The sequence below is a fragment of the Xanthomonas sp. NCPPB 1638 genome, from assembly GCF_041475635.2.
GTDB lineage: Bacteria > Pseudomonadota > Gammaproteobacteria > Xanthomonadales > Xanthomonadaceae > Xanthomonas > Xanthomonas cucurbitae.
On record NZ_CM192984.1, the window covers coordinates 2147179 to 2162352 of the forward strand.

The 15174-nt window shown below is 59.0% G+C and carries 15 protein-coding genes and 5 pseudogenes; 17 read left to right on the forward strand and 3 right to left on the reverse strand.

All coding sequences use genetic code 11. The features are described from left to right. Positions 1-22 precede the first annotated feature (22 nt). The 15 genes and pseudogenes from ACCQ13_RS09380 to ACCQ13_RS09450 all read left to right on the forward strand — a co-directional run. Complete coding sequence (locus ACCQ13_RS09380) at positions 23-793, forward strand: hypothetical protein (protein WP_159407076.1); 771 nt, start codon at positions 23-25, stop codon at positions 791-793. A 95-nt stretch (positions 794-888) separates the two neighbouring features. Then, the gene (locus ACCQ13_RS09385) at positions 889-1947 is read left to right on the forward strand and encodes a TrbL/VirB6 family protein (RefSeq protein WP_274396272.1); all 1059 of its coding nucleotides are present in this window, start codon (positions 889-891) and stop codon (positions 1945-1947) included. Beyond that, positions 1940-2443, forward strand: a complete 504-nt coding sequence (locus tag ACCQ13_RS09390; protein WP_274392091.1) for a DUF4189 domain-containing protein — start codon at positions 1940-1942, stop codon at positions 2441-2443. The genes ACCQ13_RS09385 and ACCQ13_RS09390 overlap by 8 nt, the downstream gene beginning before the upstream one ends. Before the next feature lie 405 nt (positions 2444-2848). Continuing rightward, complete coding sequence (locus ACCQ13_RS09395) at positions 2849-3475, forward strand: XAC2610-related protein (protein WP_274392092.1); 627 nt, start codon at positions 2849-2851, stop codon at positions 3473-3475. A gap of 113 nt (positions 3476-3588) precedes the next feature. Continuing rightward, the gene (locus tag ACCQ13_RS09400) at positions 3589-4908 is read left to right on the forward strand and encodes an XVIPCD domain-containing protein (RefSeq protein ID WP_338000530.1); all 1320 of its coding nucleotides are present in this window, start codon (positions 3589-3591) and stop codon (positions 4906-4908) included. After that, positions 4908-5183 (forward strand): annotated as a pseudogene (locus tag ACCQ13_RS09405) (type IV secretion system protein); the annotation flags it as partial. The gene ACCQ13_RS09400 and the pseudogene ACCQ13_RS09405, both read left to right, overlap by 1 nt. A gap of 80 nt (positions 5184-5263) precedes the next feature. Further along, the gene (gene tnpA / locus ACCQ13_RS09410) at positions 5264-5554 is read left to right on the forward strand and encodes an IS66 family insertion sequence element accessory protein TnpA (RefSeq protein WP_146090301.1); all 291 of its coding nucleotides are present in this window, start codon (positions 5264-5266) and stop codon (positions 5552-5554) included. After that, entirely contained in the window at positions 5548-5889 is a 342-nt protein-coding gene (gene tnpB, locus ACCQ13_RS09415) for an IS66 family insertion sequence element accessory protein TnpB (protein WP_274392093.1), read from the forward strand. Before tnpA (ACCQ13_RS09410) ends, tnpB (ACCQ13_RS09415) begins: the two co-directional genes overlap by 7 nt. Before the next feature lie 20 nt (positions 5890-5909). Next, complete coding sequence (locus ACCQ13_RS09420; RefSeq protein ID WP_372372394.1) at positions 5910-6800, forward strand: IS66 family transposase; 891 nt, start codon at positions 5910-5912, stop codon at positions 6798-6800. A 20-nt stretch (positions 6801-6820) separates the two neighbouring features. Then, positions 6821-8370 (forward strand): IS3 family transposase gene (locus tag ACCQ13_RS09425; RefSeq protein WP_372372393.1). Its coding sequence is split into 2 segments (ribosomal slippage): positions 6821-7274 and positions 7274-8370, totalling 1551 coding nucleotides; the frame shifts between segments, so codons are not numbered across the junction. Between the two features lie 143 nt (positions 8371-8513). Next, entirely contained in the window at positions 8514-9116 is a 603-nt protein-coding gene (gene tnpC, locus ACCQ13_RS09430) for an IS66 family transposase (RefSeq protein WP_372372415.1), read from the forward strand. Between the two features lie 29 nt (positions 9117-9145). Next, positions 9146-9847, forward strand: a pseudogene (locus ACCQ13_RS09435) (type IV secretion system protein); the annotation flags it as partial. 3 nt (positions 9848-9850) lie between these two features. Continuing rightward, a complete protein-coding gene (locus ACCQ13_RS09440) occupies positions 9851-10336 on the forward strand; it encodes a DUF4189 domain-containing protein (protein WP_274392106.1) in 486 nt (161 codons plus the stop codon). A 47-nt stretch (positions 10337-10383) separates the two neighbouring features. Continuing rightward, the gene (locus ACCQ13_RS09445) at positions 10384-10923 is read left to right on the forward strand and encodes a hypothetical protein (protein WP_274392095.1); all 540 of its coding nucleotides are present in this window, start codon (positions 10384-10386) and stop codon (positions 10921-10923) included. A 676-nt stretch (positions 10924-11599) separates the two neighbouring features. Further along, a pseudogene (locus tag ACCQ13_RS09450) lies at positions 11600-12061 on the forward strand (peptidoglycan-binding protein); the annotation flags it as partial. A gap of 29 nt (positions 12062-12090) precedes the next feature. On the opposite strand, the gene tnpC (ACCQ13_RS09455) reads toward ACCQ13_RS09450, so the two are convergent. From tnpC (ACCQ13_RS09455) to tnpA (ACCQ13_RS09465), 3 genes are read right to left on the reverse strand one after another with little or no spacing between them, the layout of a single operon-like run. Further along, positions 12091-13659 (reverse strand): IS66 family transposase, encoded by a 1569-nt coding sequence (gene tnpC, locus ACCQ13_RS09455; RefSeq protein ID WP_274392097.1) that lies wholly within the window; start codon positions 13657-13659, stop codon positions 12091-12093. Positions 13660-13679: 20 nt separating this feature from the next. After that, positions 13680-14021: an IS66 family insertion sequence element accessory protein TnpB gene (tnpB, locus tag ACCQ13_RS09460; protein ID WP_104605767.1), complete on the reverse strand. Its 342-nt coding sequence runs from the start codon at positions 14019-14021 to the stop codon at positions 13680-13682. Then, positions 14015-14314: an IS66 family insertion sequence element accessory protein TnpA gene (gene tnpA, locus ACCQ13_RS09465; protein WP_146090374.1), complete on the reverse strand. Its 300-nt coding sequence runs from the start codon at positions 14312-14314 to the stop codon at positions 14015-14017. The genes tnpB (ACCQ13_RS09460) and tnpA (ACCQ13_RS09465) overlap by 7 nt, the downstream gene beginning before the upstream one ends. A 74-nt stretch (positions 14315-14388) precedes the next feature. On the opposite strand from tnpA (ACCQ13_RS09465), the pseudogene ACCQ13_RS09470 reads away from it, so the two are divergent. Next, a pseudogene (locus tag ACCQ13_RS09470) lies at positions 14389-14646 on the forward strand (XVIPCD domain-containing protein); the annotation flags it as partial. A 112-nt stretch (positions 14647-14758) separates the two neighbouring features. Next, positions 14759-15157 (forward strand): annotated as a pseudogene (locus ACCQ13_RS09475) (VirB4 family type IV secretion/conjugal transfer ATPase); the annotation flags it as partial. Positions 15158-15174 lie beyond the last annotated feature (17 nt).

Consider the following 15174-nt stretch of genomic DNA (forward strand, 5'->3'; position numbering starts at 1 on the left):
GCATGTGGCACCACATTCGACTATGTCGCAGGAGGCAAAGAACATCATGACAACCAACTTCAGGCAGGTTTCCCGGCTCTTGATGGGACTAGCGCTGCTGTGCATGGCGGGCACGGCCAGCGCGCAGTGGGAGGTGGTGGACAAGGAGCTCAACAAGACAGCCGACCAGATGCTGGATAACCAGAAGGTCGGCAAGGGCGATGGCGAGGAGTCCAGCGGCAAGGAAGTGGAAAAGCCCAAGGAGGCGTTGAAGAAGGTGCCCGACGACTTCGGGGTGAGCGGGTGCGCCTCCTCCACCTCGGGCACGCCGGTGTCTGGCGTGCAGAAGCAGGTGTGCGAGCTGACGCAGCGCACGCGCAATGCGCAGTACAACTACATGGTGGCGATGAACGAGATCACCGCCGAGCGCTTGAAGCGTCTGCGCAAACTGGAAAAGGACCGTGCCGGGATCAAGGATGGCCAGGTAGGCATGTTGGAGAGCAACACCAACAAGCTGCTGGCGCTGAAGGCGATGATGGACATCGACCGTCAGCAGATGGAGTCGGCGATGTTTGCCTACGACCGGCGGCTGGCGTACCTGACCGATACGCAGACCGGCGCGGCGTTGGCGGCGATGAGTGGCACCAAGCCGCCGGACCCGGATGCCGATCCGTCGTTTCTGTCGCAGCTGACCGGGACGCTGTTGAGCCTTGGCAAGACGCTGGTGGCCGGGGCGGCGATGAAGGAAGCGTTCAATCAGATCGAGAGCAAGCGTCCGGATGGATATCGGGAGTTGGCGATTGACAGCGATTGATGTGCGGTGGCGGTGGTGGACGCGCAATTGCAATGGATTCAACTTCGGGCAGCGTGCGCTGTCCACGGCGCAGCGGTTTCATGATGTGGTGACCTATGAATGACTTCTTTACGAATATCGCCAACTACGAATTTTTTCGTCTTATCAACAACTACCTGCGCGACGAGATCGCGATTTTCCAATGGGAGTTGTTGCAGCGGACGACGGCGTGGGTGGGCATGGTGGCGCTGACGGTGCTGACGCTGTGGATTTTCATCCAGGGCTACCGCATCGTGACCGGTCAATCGCGCGAGGCGGCGATGGGCCTGGTGGTGACGGCGCTGCGCGCGGCGCTCATCATTGGCTTGGCCACCAGCATGGCCAAGGGCTCGCCGCAACTGTATTGGACGCTGACCGACGGGATCAGCTCGGCGATCACCAAGACGGTGACCGGTGACTCGGACAGCCCCTACGAGGCGATCGACAAGAACCTGATGCTGATGCAGGCGGCGCTGACGGGTCTGGACCAGATCAAGACCGGCGGCGACGAGGAGAGCAAGGATGCCAAGGACCGAGCGCGCTGGTTCACGGGCATCGGCATGGCAGGCCCGGGCGTGGTGGCCGGCTCGATGCTGTTGTTGAACAAGCTGGCGATGGCCCTGGTGGTGGGGTTTGGCCCGCTGTTTATCCTGTGCCTGTTGTTCCAGGCCACGAAGTCGCTGTTCAGCAAGTGGCTGTTATACGGACTGGGAACGATGTTCTCGCTGTCGGTACTGACTTTCACGGTAAGCTTGGCGACCAAGGTGGTAGGTGCGGTGGGAGTAGCATTCCTGGCGAAGTGGGCACTGAACGGCGGCAACGGCGAAGGCATCAGCAGCATGGCGCTGCAACAAGGAGGAGTAGGGTTGGTGTTGACCACGCTCATTATCACCGCACCACCAATGGCCGCCGCCTTCTTCCAGGGCACGCTGGGCCAGTTCACGGCGTACTCTGCGCTGGGGCAGTTGGATAGGGCTAGTCAGGATGGCAGTAGCGGACGGCCGCAGACGCCGGCACCGCCGGCTCAAAATGCCGAAACAAGATCAGTAGAAGTAAATAATAACGTGAGTGGGCGTGTTAATGGGGCCCAAGACTCCGCTGAGAGTTCCGGTCGTATGGGGAAGGCAAATGTATAAGCTTAAATTGATGGTGAAATTAATCCCTAATCTAGTTTTGGGTGTCATGCTGTTGTGCCTTGATGCTCAGGCTCAAACGGCTTGTCCTGTAGGGGTTGCGCCGGGTAGCCCTCAGTGTGGACCGGATTCCGGTACTTCTAGGGGGGATTCCGCTCCCCCACAGCCTACAGGCAAGTGGATTAAGACATGGGGGGCGCTAGCCGCAAACAGTGCTGGAGACATAGGTCTTGCGTCCGGCAAAATATCTAAGCAAGACGCAGCAGCTGAGTCTGTTTCAAAATGCGAAGAATATGATGCTGGGAAATGTGTGGCGAAACATTTCTTTTATAATCAATGCATTTCTGTGGCTAGAGCAAGTTCAGGTAATTCTGCGACTGTGACTGGTCCAAAAGATAAGGCGCCAGCTCTTGCTGTTAGAGAATGTGAGAAAAATTCTGGTTCTGGCTGTAGTGTCTTGTTTACGGAATGTTCGAATCCAATATTTGAGAAATTTTGATTCATCTTTTTGCATGGTGGATTTTACTCATAAAAATTAATGTGTCGCTATGGTATTGGTAGTTAATGGGTGAGTTGGTGGCAGGGTTATTGCTGCGCCCACTGAAAAAATGCTGAAATTAGCGCATTTAAGGGTGTTTGTAGCCCCTGGTGTTTAATGTGTAGTTAAATGTGAAAATTATTCTGAAGTTTTAAGAAATATTTATGTTTCTTAATTTGAGGGTCGTTTATGATTGGTTTGCGAGCAGCAAGAATTTACCGGCTGTTATTAGTTTTCTTGATCTGCATCTTTTCTGTTGGTGCTTGCAGTCCTAGTAATGTCTCCTCGGTAGATGACGGTGCGGAAGCATCTGATAAGGGTCAAGCTGAAAAGAAAAGTGTGCACGGACTACGTGAGGATTCAAAGATGCCGTCTTCTGTTAATGAGAAAATCAACGGGCAGGGCGAAATAAAAACAACGATCGGTGGCGTAGCAGTCTCGATCAAAGCGCAAGATTGTAGCGAAGATAGTCCGGGGATCATGTTGTGCAATCGCTCGCCGGTTGTAAGGCTAACATTTCCAAGCGGCAAGGCCATTGCTATAGAGCCTGAGTCGCTTTATTTGGATAGCAATTCCACGCTCTATCGCGGCCCGCTGGATGAAACGTATAAAAAGAATCGTCACTCCATCATCTTGACAGATCTCAACAATGATGGCCATGAAGACTTGGTGGTATGGACTGGGAAAGAAGGCAATTATGGTGGCCCTTCCTACAGCGTCTACCTTTTTGATCCCGGTCAGCAGCGCCTTGTGTTCAATCAATCATTGTCCGATATTACGGTAATGGCTAACGGTCTGTTCTCCGTGAAAGGTAGTGTGCTGACTTCCACGTCGGGTGACGGCTGTTGTATCCACGTCTTCGATAAATACGAGATTAAAAGTAACCAAGCAGTGCTTGTCGAGCGAGTGACCGAAGATACGAATGACCCAGCTAATCCAAAGAAGCGTACTGAGCGGCTTGATGGCGGTGAAATGAAGGAGGTCGTCAACTGAGAAAATAGCGGGCTGATTATCCGATAGCAAGTACATGCAACGCATCTTTGGAGGAATCCAGCTGCCGAAGATGCAACAAAAAATTCTAATCACATGCACGTACGGAGAATGTTATGAGCGATGGTCGTGGTCGTAGCACCGAAGGTTTCGGAGTGGATCGTGAGTCTTCTGTCAGGCTGATCGTCAAGACAGCCTTGGAGAATGGCGTAACCGATCCAAAGCAGATCTCGTACATGTTGGCGACCGCTCAACATGAGACGCGCAATTTTGAAGCGCCGGAGGAGGATTTTGGGCGCAGTCAAGCGCGTAAGCTAGGGTATAGCGGTGGCGAAGAATTCTATGGTCGTGGCTACGTGCACCTCACGCACGATTACAACTATGCCAAATTTGACAAGTTGCTTGGCCTCAACGGTGAGATGGTTCGCAACCCCGATATAGCAAAGGATCCGGAGATTGCGGCAAAGGTTTTGGTTGTCGGTATGCGGGACGGGCTCTTTACAGGCAAGCCCCTTGATCGCTACATCGATAACGATAGTCATGACGTTTATAATGCTCGGCGTGTCGTCAATGGCGTGACGCCCAGTAAACCGTGGAGCGTCAAGGCAGCAAAAGACTGTGAAGAGCATGCAGAGGCATGGGAACGTCGTGTTCCGAGTCTGATCGAAAGCGTCAAGCGAGATGGCGTTGATCTAAAAGCGAGTGTGGCGGCGACCGGAAGCTCTCATCACCACACCGCAAAGACGCAAGACGGCAAACTGGAACAAGGTGAACGCGGCGAGTCAGTAAGGCAACTGCAAAGCCAGCTCGCCCAACTGGGTGCCACGGGTCGCGATGGCAAGCCGTTACAGGCCGATGGCGACTTCGGTGGCAACACCAAATTCGCGGTGGAGCAATTCCAACGCGCGCATGGCTTGCAGGTCGATGGTGTGGTGGGGCAACAGACGCGGGCTGCTTTGGGTCAGGCGGTGTCGCAGCATGCGACCAAAGCTGCCGATCAGACCATCGCCCAGGCCCAAGCGACTTCGGCACCAGCCGCATCCTCCTCTCCTCCGCTGCTCTCCGACCCACGCCATCCCGACAACAGCCTGTTCCTTAGCACCGTTGGCAAGCTGGATGCGCTGGGCGAGCGCGGTGGCTTTTCCAACCGCAAAGAGGTTGAGCAGGCGGCTGGGCAGCTTGTGTTCGAGGCGAAGGTCGGCGGCTTGCACCGCATCGACCATGTTATACCCAGCAAAAGCGGAGACGGCTTCTTTGCGGTGCAAGGCGAGATGACCGACCCAACAATGCAGCGGGTGTTCGTGGATCGCTCCCAGGCGCAAGGGCAGTCGCTGGAACACAGCAGCCGGCAGGTTGCCGAGGAGAGTCAGCGTCAGACGCAGCAAACTGCGCAGCAGACCCAGCCGCCTCCCGAGACGCGCGGCCCAACGATGTGATGGCACGACGGAACGGAATCACGGTGCTGACGCTGTGGATCTTCATCCAGGGCTACCGCATCGTGACCGGTCAATCGCGCGAGGCGGCGATGGGCCTGGTGGTGACAGCGCTGCGTGCGGCGCTCATCATTGGCTTGGCCACCAGCATGGCCAAGGGCTCGCCACAGCTGTACTGGACGCTGACCGACGGGGTCAGCTCGGCGATCACCAAGACGGTGACCGGTGACTCGGACAGCCCCTACGAGGCGATCGACAAGAACCTGATGCTGATGCAGGGTAAGCGTCCGCCAACCTCACCTATACAAGCAGCCAGCAGCCCGTTGGGATATCGCGCTCTTCCCAACGGATCTCCCTGATGTCTTCAAAGCACGATGATTGGTCCCACCGCATTGCTGCCTGGTCCGCCAGCGGCGCCATGCCATCGGCGTGGTGCCGCGAGCACGGCGTCTCGTTGAGCAGCTTCACCTACTGGCGCGGCAAACTTGCAGCGTCTGCAGCACTTCCAGCCACGCTACCGCTGCACATCACCCCCGCCGTCCCCACGACCAGCGTGGAGATCCGTCTCGCCGGTGGCATCAGCCTCAGCGTGGCGGCCGGCGATCCGAGCTGGCTTGCGCGTCTGCTGCGCGAGCTTGGTGCGTGCTGAGCGTGTCGGCGTGGCATCTTGTCACCGCCCCGGTGGATCTGCGCTGTGGCATGGATCGGCTGTTGCTGCAGATGCAGTCAGTGCTGGATCGCCCCGTGGCCGAGGGCGAGGCCTACGTCGTCGTCAATCGCGCGCGTAGCCGCCTCAAGGTGCTGTGCGTTGATCGTCATGGTGTCTGGCTGTGCGCGCGCCGGCTGCATCAGGGACACTTCATCTGGCCGCGTGTGGGCGATACCGCGTGGACCTTGAGCGCTGAGCAATGGGCCTGGTTGTGCGTGGGCGTGGACTGGCAGCGTTTGTCCATTGCACCAATGGCAGGTGTGCGTCAGCTGTAACCCATGGCATCGTGGCGGACATGGACCTGTCCGCTCTCGATACCATTGATGATCCCAAGGCGCTGCGCGCCTTGCTGGCGACCGCGCACACCACCATTGAACGTCAACAGGCGTTGATCGATACGCGCGAACGCACCATCACCCTGCGCGATGCGCAGATCGCCGCGCTCACCGCCGAGATCGCCCGCCTGCGCCGGCTGCAATTCTCGGCCAAGACCGAGCGCATGGACCCGGACCAGCGCCAGCTGTTCGAAGACACCATGGCCGCCGATATCGCCGCGGTGGAAGCGCAGTTGGCCGCGCTCCAGGCCGAGGGCGAGACCGCAGCGGTGACCCAGAAGCGTCGGCGTGCAGCAAACGCCGGGCGCAAGCCGTTACCCGAGCATCTTGAGCGTGTAGAAACTCGGCACGAGCCGGCCAACTGCAACTGTCCGCAGTGCAACAGCGCGCTGGTGGCCATCGGCGAGCATGTCAGCGAGCGTCTGGCCTGCAAGCCGCTGGAGTTCTACGTCAAGCGCGATGTGTACCCGCAGTATTGCTGCCGTCGCTGTGAGCTGATCGTCGCCGAGCCGGTGGCGGCGGCGATCATCGAGCGCGGCCAGGCCGATGCCAGCCTGCTGGCCCAGGTCGCTGTCGCAAAGTATGTCGATCACTTGCCGCTGTATCGGCAGGAAGCCATTTATGCACGCAGCGGCGTTGCCTTGTCGCGTAGCACGATGGCCGAGTGGATCGGCGCCATCGGCGTGGCGCTGCAACCGTTGGCCGACCGCCTGGCGGTGCGGATGCAGCAGCAATCGGTGCTGCATGCCGATGAAACCCCGGTGCAGCTGCTGGATCCAACAGCAGGCTCCTCCAAGCGTGCGTATCTGTTTGCGTACCCCCCATGTCACGATAGTTGTCCGCTCCCCTGAATCCTCAGATGGAGACCGCGATGGCCCACTACAGCCCCGAACTCAAAGACCAGATCGTCCGGCGGATGATGCCCCCCAACAATCAGAGCGTTGCTGACCTGAGCCGTCACACTGGCATCAGCGCCCCCACGTTGTACGCGTGGAAGAAACAGATCCGCAGCCAAGGATATATCGTGCCCGACACCGCTACTTCGCCGGACAACTGGGACGTGAAAGCCAAACTGAGAGCCGTCGCCCAGACGATGCCGATGAACGAGGCCGAGTGCTCGGCGTGGTGCCGTGAGAACGGCATCTACCCCGAGCAGATCGCTGCCTGGCGGCAGGCCTTTGAGACCATGCAGTCGAGCGCCTCGGCAGCGGAGCGGGCGGTTTCCACGGTGATGCGCAAGCGCGTCAAGCAGCTTGAGAAGGAGCTTTTGCGCAAGGATCGCGCCCTGGCGGAGGCGGCAGCGCTGCTGACGCTGTCAAAAAAAGCCCAGGCTCTCTGGGGCACCGACGAGGACGTCTGATCCCCGCGTCGTTGAAACAGAGAGCCGTCACGTTGATCGCCGAGGCAGTGGCCGCCGGTGCCCGCGAGATCAAGGCATGCCAGGTGCTGGGCATCAGCTGCCGCACGCTGCGCCGTTGGCGCGGTGCCAGCACGTTGGTGGATGCTCGAAAAGGCGCGGCCAAGCACTGCCCGCATGCGCTGAGCTGCGTCGATAAGGAACGCATCATGGCCGTCGCCAACCAGCCCGATTACCAGAGCCTGCCCCCCTCGCAGATCGTGCCCCGGCTGGCAGATCAGGGGATTTACATCGCATCGGAATCAAGCATGTATCGCGTGCTGCGTGCGCGTGGGCAAGTCAATCGCCGTGGTCGCGCCGCCGCCCCGCGAACTGTGGCTAAACCGATGGCGGTGCGTGCCGATGCCCCTCGCCAAGTCTGGTCATGGGATATCACTTATCTGCCCTCGACGGTGAAAGGCCAGTTCTTCAAGCTGTATATGATCCTGGACGTCTACAGTCGCAAGATCGTGGGCTGGGAGGTCCACCACGAGGAGCTGGCCATCCACGCATCGGTGCTGATCGGGAAAGCCTGCATGCGAGAGCAGGTGGCGCGCGACACGCTGGTACTGCACGCTGACAATGGCGGCCCGATGAAAGCGGCAACGATGCTGGCCACCTTGCAGAGCCTTCATGTGACCCCGTCCTTCAGCCGTCCACGGGTGAGTGACGACAACCCTTACTCAGAGGCGCTGTTCCGCACGCTGAAGTACGCGCCGGCATATCCGAGCAGGCCGTTTACCGACATCACCTGCGCGCGCAGTTGGGTGGCGGGCTTCGTGGACTGGTACAACAACGAGCACCGCCACAGTGGCATCCGATTTGTGACGCCGCACGAGCGCCATGAGCGACGCGACCAGGCCATCCTGGCCGCACGCGCGGACGTGTACCGGGAGGCCGCCATGCGTCATCCAAGCCGCTGGCGCGGACGCGCCACGCGCAACTGGACGCCTGTCGGCACGGTTTGGCTGAACCCGGATAACGACGATAGGAAAGCACCTGATGACATGAAGTTGGCAGCATGAAATAGCGGACAACTATGTTGACAATCACCGCGTATGCCACCGCCCACCACCCGGGCGCCGATCCACCGATGGTGGTATTCTAGTTCCAGACCAGCCGCAGCGGCCAGCACGCACGCGATTTCCTTGGGAAGTGGCGCGGCGCACTGATGGTGGACGACTACAGCGGCTATAAAGCCAGCTTTGCGCAGGGTGTCACTGAGCTGGGGTGTTGGGCCCACGCCCGGCGCAAGTGGCATGAGCAGCATGCGGCCAGCGGCAGCGCGATTGCGGCTGAAGCGATCGCGCGCATCGGCGTGCTTTACACCATCGAAGCGGCGGCCAGCGCGCTGACGCCCGATGAGCGTCTGGCTTACCGACAAGAACACGCCGTGCCGGTGCTGTCGCGGCTGAACTGCTGGTTGTTGGAGTTGCAGCAGACGGTGATGGGCAACAGCGGCACCGCGCGTGCACTGGCCTATACGCTCAAGCGATGGGACGCGCTGACGCGTTATGTCCAGGACGGACGTTACCCGATCGACAACAACCTGATCGAAAACGCGATTCGTCCGGTGGCGCTGGGACGCAAGAATTGGCTGTTTGCCGGCTCAGCGCAGGCGGGCAGGCGCGCGGCGGCGATCATGAGTCTGCTGGCCACCGCCAAGGCCAACGGTATCCAACCGCATGCCTGGCTACATGACACCCTGGCACGGCTGCCGACGACCCTGGATCGGGACATCGATCAATTGCTGCCGTTGCGCACGGAGTGAGGCTTCGGGGTAGGTGAGGTTGGCGGACGCTTACGATGCAGGCGGCGCTGACGGGTCTGGACCAGATCAAGACCGGCGGCGACGAGGAGAGCAAGGATGCCAAGGACCGAGCGCGCTGGTTCACGGGCATCGGCATGGCAGGCCCGGGCGTAGTGGCCGGCTCGATGCTGTTGTTGAACAAGCTGGCGATGGCCCTGGTGGTGGGGTTTGGCCCGCTGTTCATCCTGTGCCTGCTGTTCCAGGCCACGAAGTCGCTGTTCAGCAAGTGGCTGCTATACGGACTGGGAACGATGTTCTCGTTGTCGGTGCTGACCTTCACGGTAAGCTTGGCGACCAAGGTGGTAGGTGCGGTGGGCGTGGCATTCCTGGCGAAGTGGGCACTGAACGGCGGCAACGGCGAAGGCATCAGCAGCATGGCGCTGCAACAAGGAGGAGTAGGGTTGGTGTTGACCACGCTCATTATCACCGCACCACCAATGGCCGCCGCCTTCTTCCAGGGCACGCTGGGCCAGTTCACGGCGTACTCTGCGCTGGGGCAGTTGGATAGGGCGGGGCAATCGCCCGGAGCTGGCCGGCCGTATGAGCCTGGGGCGCCGGAGCGAGATAATCAGCGCTCTGAGGCTTCACCGAATTCAATAAGCGGGCGTGTCTCGGGGGATGATTCGAACTCCAGACAAGTCGCAACTGGAAAAATGGGTAACGCAAGTAATGCTGATAAGCAGAGAGGCTAAGTGATGCGGAAGATAATATTGGTATTTCTTATTTGCATTCCTGTATATGCATTTGCGCAAACAGCTTGTCCAGTTGGCGTTGCACCTGGTAGCCCGCAATGCGGGCCAGATTCTGGTACATCGAGAGAAGATATTCCAGCTCCTCCACCTAGGCCAACCGGTGAGTGGATAAAAACATGGGGTGCGGTGGCTACTGCTGATAATGGTGATGCCGGTTATAGTAAGGGTCGCCTTACTAAAGAGGAGGCGGAGGACGTTGCGATGTTGAAGTGTCGAGATCTGGCTGGCATGCAATGCGAAATTGCACTTACCTTTCATAATCAATGTGCGGCGATTGCATCATCCGGTTCGGGTGAAGGATCGATAACTGGTGGTCCGTCGTTGGACGACGTTGAATCCAGGGCAAAAAAATCATGCAAAAAAAAGTCAGGGAGAGACTGTGAAATTGTCATGTCTACTTGTAGTGATCCAATTTTTAAAAAATACTAAACATTTTCTGTTCTGCCTTCCCGCTAATTTGCCCTTGAATTATTGATGTGGAACTGATCGTTATGCGAGCTTCTCATCTCCTGATTGCTTCTTTGGTTGGTCAGATTTTATTGACTGGGTGCAATTTTGATGACGATAAGGCGTTGAAGTCTGGAGACAGAGAGCAAAAAGAAACGCTGGCATCGGCTGTAGGAACTAGTCGTGAAGAGGGAAGTGATTCGTTCAGTTCAATTTCTTATAATTCCATCGAAGAATTAAAGAAAGGCATGGTATACGGAAGGCTCCGTAAAATAGTTATCTCAGGCGGATGGAAACCGAGGCAAAATCCAGACTGTAAAAAAGATTTGGTTGGCCGTAATTTCGAAGAGATTTGTTCTTCTAATCCCAATCTTTGCGAGCATTGTGATTCTCTGCCTGAGCTGAGTGAGTGCAGTGCAGATGGTCACTGTTTATCTGAGTTTGTAAGTTCTGATGGGAAACAGCTCTTGAAAGTGGCGACATATGGTGAAATTGGTGACGCTAAGGTAGAAGAGCGCGATCGTGGGTTGCCAGTTTCGTGGTGGAATGTTGAGGAAATTAAGAAATAGCTGATTTCTGTTGGCTTGCTAATATTTCACGAGAGGTGCTGTTATGAGTAGTCCATTGGCAGATCTGATTCAGCGTGGTGAATCTGGTGGCGATTCTTATAATGCTTACAATCGCGGAACTTACGTTGATTAAAATGGTAAGGAGCATATTCGCGGCGCGGATAGAGATCTAAATTTCTCAGGCATGACGCTTGGCCAGGTCATGGATGCACAATCTTTAAGAGGAAGTGATCCAGAGCGATTGTTTGCAGTAGGGAGGTATCAAATTATCCCTGCTACCATGGCGGGTGGAGTGGCGGATCTTAAATTGGCTCGGGGGGATCTGTTTAGCTCGGAAATGCAGGATCGTCTATTTTCTGATTATCTTATTTCTGATAAAAGATATCAGGTGAAAGATTATATCGTAGGTACTCAGGGCGTAACGTTGCAATCTGCGCAAAAAGCACTTTCTCAGGAATGGGCAAGCATCGCTAGCCCTGAGACCGGTAAAAGCTACTACGACAAACCTGGCGGAGCCAATCATGCGTCGATCACAAGCGCAGAGACAGCAGCGGCGTTAAACACGATGCGTGATTCGTATCGTGCTGCAATTGAAAGCGGCTTGTCACCTGAGCAGGCATGGAAGCAAGTCAACTCACAGCCCGCCCAGCAGATTGCGGCCCCTCAGCATTCAAGGCGCGACGCGTCTCACGACGGCAAACTGGAACAAGGCGAACGCGGCGAGTCGGTAAAACAGCTGCAAAGCCAGCTCGCCCAACTGGGTGCCACCGGCCGTGACGGCAAGCCACTGCAAGCCGATGGCGACTTCGGTGGCAACACCAAATTCGCGGTGGAGCAATTCCAACGCGCGCATGGCTTGCAGGTCGATGGTGTGGTGGGGCAACAGACGCGGGCTGCTTTGGGTCAGGCGGTGTCGCAGCATGCGACCAAAGCTGCCGATCAGACCATCGCCCAGGCCCAAGCGACTTCGGCACCAGCCGCATCCTCCTCTCCTCCGCTGCTCTCCGACCCACGCCATCCCGACAACATCATGTTTGCTGGCGCGGTGGGCAAGCTGGAAGCCCTGGGTGAGCGTGGCGGGTTTTCCAACCGCACGGAGCTTGAGCAGGCAGCCGGGCAGCTCGTGTTCGAGGGTAAGCGTCCGCCAACCTCACCTACCCCGAAACCTCACTCCGTGCGCAACGGCAGCAATTGATCGATGTCCCGATCCAAGGTCGTCGGCAGCCGCGCCAGGGTGTCATGCAGCCAGGCATGCGGTTCGATACCGTTGGCCTTGGCGGTGGCCAGTAGGCTCATGATCGCCGCCGCGCGCCTGCCCGCCTGCGCTGAGCCGGCAAACAGCCAATTCTTGCGTCCCAGCGCCACCGGACGAATCGCGTTTTCGATCAGGTTGTTGTCGATCGGGTAACGTCCGTCCTGGACATAACGCGTCAGCGCGTCCCATCGCTTGAGCGTATAGGCCAGTGCACGCGCGGTGCCGCTGTTGCCCATCACCGTCTGCTGCAACTCCAACAACCAGCAGTTCAGCCGCGACAGCACCGGCACGGCGTGTTCTTGTCGGTAAGCCAGACGCTCATCGGGCGTCAGCGCGCTGGCCGCCGCTTCGATGGTGTAAAGCACGCCGATGCGCGCGATCGCTTCAGCCGCAATCGCGCTGCCGCTGGCCGCATGCTGCTCATGCCACTTGCGCCGGGCGTGGGCCCAACACCCCAGCTCCGTGACACCCTGCGCAAAGCTGGCTTTATAGCCGCTGTAGTCGTCCACCATCAGTGCGCCGCGCCACTTCCCAAGGAAATCGCGTGCGTGCTGGCCGCTGCGGCTGGTCTGGAACTGGAATACCACCATCGGTGGATCGGCGCCCGGGTGGTGGGCGGTGGCATACGCAAACAGATACGCACGCTTGGAGGAGCCTGCTGTTGGATCCAGCAGCTGCACCGGGGTTTCATCGGCATGCAGCACCGATTGCTGCTGCATCCGCACCGCCAGGCGGTCGGCCAACGGTTGCAGCGCCACGCCGATGGCGCCGATCCACTCGGCCATCGTGCTACGCGACAAGGCAACGCCGCTGCGTGCATAAATGGCTTCCTGCCGATACAGCGGCAAGTGATCGACATACTTTGCGACAGCGACCTGGGCCAGCAGGCTGGCATCGGCCTGGCCGCGCTCGATGATCGCCGCCGCCACCGGCTCGGCGACGATCAGCTCACAGCGGCGGCAGGAATACTGCGGGTACACATCGCGCTTGACGTAGAACTCCAGCGGCTTGCAGGCCAGACGCTCGCTGACATGCTCGCCGATGGCCACCAGCGCGCTGTTGCACTGCGGACAGTTGCAGTTGGCCGGCTCATGCCGGGTTTCTACACGCTCAAGATGCTCGGGTAACGGCTTGCGCCCGGCGTTTGCTGCACGCCGACGCTTCTGGGTCACCGCTGCGGTCTCGCCCTCGGCCTGGAGCGCGGCCAACTGCGCTTCCACCGCGGCGATATCGGCGGCCATGGTGTCTTCGAACAGCTGGCGCTGGTCCGGGTCCATGCGCTCGGTCTTGGCCGAGAATTGCAGCCGGCGCAGGCGGGCGATCTCGGCGGTGAGCGCGGCGATCTGCGCATCGCGCAGGGTGATGGTGCGTTCGCGCGTATCGATCAACGCCTGTTGACGTTCAATGGTGGTGTGCGCGGTCGCCAGCAAGGCGCGCAGCGCCTTGGGATCATCAATGGTATCGAGGGCGGACAGGTCCATGTCCGCCACGATGCCATGGGTTACAGCTGCCGCACACCTGCCATTGGTGCAATGGACAATCGCTGCCAGTCCACGCCTGCACACAGCCAGGCCCACTGCTCAGCGCTCAAGGTCCACGCGGTATCGCCCACACGCGGCCAGATGAAGTGTCCCTGATGCAGCCGGCGCGCGCACAGCCAGACACCATGACGATCAACGCACAGCACCTTGAGGCGGCTACGCGCGCGATTGACGACGACGTAGGCCTCGCCCTCGGCCACGGGGCGATCCAGCAGTGACTGCATCTGCAGCAAGAGCCGGTCCATGCCACAGCGCAGATCCACCGGGGCGGTGACAAGATGCCACGCCGACACGCTCAGCATGCACCAAGCTCGCGCAGCAGACGCGCAAGCCAGCCCGGATCACCGGCCGCCACGCTGAGGCTGATGCCACCGGCGAGACGGATCTCCACGCTGGTCGTGGGAACGGCGGGGGTGATGTGCAGCGGTAGTGTGGCTGGAAGTGCTGCAGGCGCTGCGGACGCTGCAAGTTTGCCGCGCCAGTAGGTGAAGCTGCTCAACGAGACACTGTGCTCGCGGCACCACGCCGATGGCGTGGCGCCGCTGGCGGACCAGGCAGCAATGCGGTGGGACCAATCATCGTGCTTTGAAGACATCGGGGAGATCCGTTGGGAAGAACGCGATATCCCAACGGGCTGCTGGCTGCTTGTATAGGTGAGGTTGGCGGACGCTTACGTTCGAGGCCAAGGTGAGTGGGCTTCAACGTATCGATCACGTACTACCCAGCAAAAGCGGAGACGGCTTCTTCGCGGTGCAAGGCGAGATGACCGACCCAACAATGCAGCGGGTGTTCGTGGATCGTTCCCAGGCGCAAGGGCAATCGCTGGAACACAGCAGCCGGCAGGTTGCCGATGAAAGCCAGCGTCAGACGCAGCAGACCGCGCAGCAGACCCCGCAGCCTCCCGACACACGCGGTCCGACGTTGTAAGGGCCCGGCAGCGCGAATCGATGGCCCCGGCATTGCCGGGGCCATTGTTTTTGGGGCGGCGGAACAGGTATGGATTCTTGCATTAAGCCAGGGTTCATTATGGTTGATGTGTCGCCACGACGCGCTGAAGGTGCTGGAACGCACCAAGGGCATGATGATTTCCTCCGGGGACAAGTCCTCCAGCCAGATCCGCGACCTGGACCTGGCGATGGATGACGTGGCGTCGGGCAACTTCGTGCTGGGCGAGTACCACTTCACGTTGGCGGTGTATGCCGACAGCCAGGAGAAGCTGGCGCGGCAGATCGCGACCACGCGCGCGGAGTTGTCCAATGCAGGCTTCGTGTCGGCCAAGGAAGACCTGGCGATCGCCTCCTCGTTCTACGCGCAGCTGCCGGGCAACTGGCGCTTCCGCACGCGCATCGCCAACCTGAGCTCGCTCAATTTCCTGGGCTTGTCGCCGTTGCACAACTTCGCCCAGGGCAAGCAGCACAACAACCCATGGGGCGACTGCGGTGATTGTCAACATAG

Coding starts and splice junctions, on each gene's coding strand:
- ACCQ13_RS09440 (WP_274392106.1), top strand. CDS start 9,851: ATGCGGAAGATAATATTGGTATTTCTTATTTGCATTCCTGTATATGCA.
- ACCQ13_RS09400 (WP_338000530.1), top strand. CDS start 3,589: ATGAGCGATGGTCGTGGTCGTAGCACCGAAGGTTTCGGAGTGGATCGT.
- tnpA (WP_146090301.1), top strand. CDS start 5,264: ATGTCTTCAAAGCACGATGATTGGTCCCACCGCATTGCTGCCTGGTCC.
- ACCQ13_RS09380 (WP_159407076.1), top strand. CDS start 23: ATGTCGCAGGAGGCAAAGAACATCATGACAACCAACTTCAGGCAGGTT.
- tnpA (WP_146090374.1), bottom strand. CDS start 14,314: ATGTCTTCAAAGCACGATGATTGGTCCCACCGCATTGCTGCCTGGTCC.
- ACCQ13_RS09395 (WP_274392092.1), top strand. CDS start 2,849: ATGCCGTCTTCTGTTAATGAGAAAATCAACGGGCAGGGCGAAATAAAA.
- ACCQ13_RS09390 (WP_274392091.1), top strand. CDS start 1,940: ATGTATAAGCTTAAATTGATGGTGAAATTAATCCCTAATCTAGTTTTG.
- tnpC (WP_274392097.1), bottom strand. CDS start 13,659: ATGGACCTGTCCGCCCTCGATACCATTGATGATCCCAAGGCGCTGCGC.
- tnpB (WP_104605767.1), bottom strand. CDS start 14,021: ATGCTGAGCGTGTCGGCGTGGCATCTTGTCACCGCCCCGGTGGATCTG.
- ACCQ13_RS09385 (WP_274396272.1), top strand. CDS start 889: ATGAATGACTTCTTTACGAATATCGCCAACTACGAATTTTTTCGTCTT.
- ACCQ13_RS09420 (WP_372372394.1), top strand. CDS start 5,910: ATGGACCTGTCCGCTCTCGATACCATTGATGATCCCAAGGCGCTGCGC.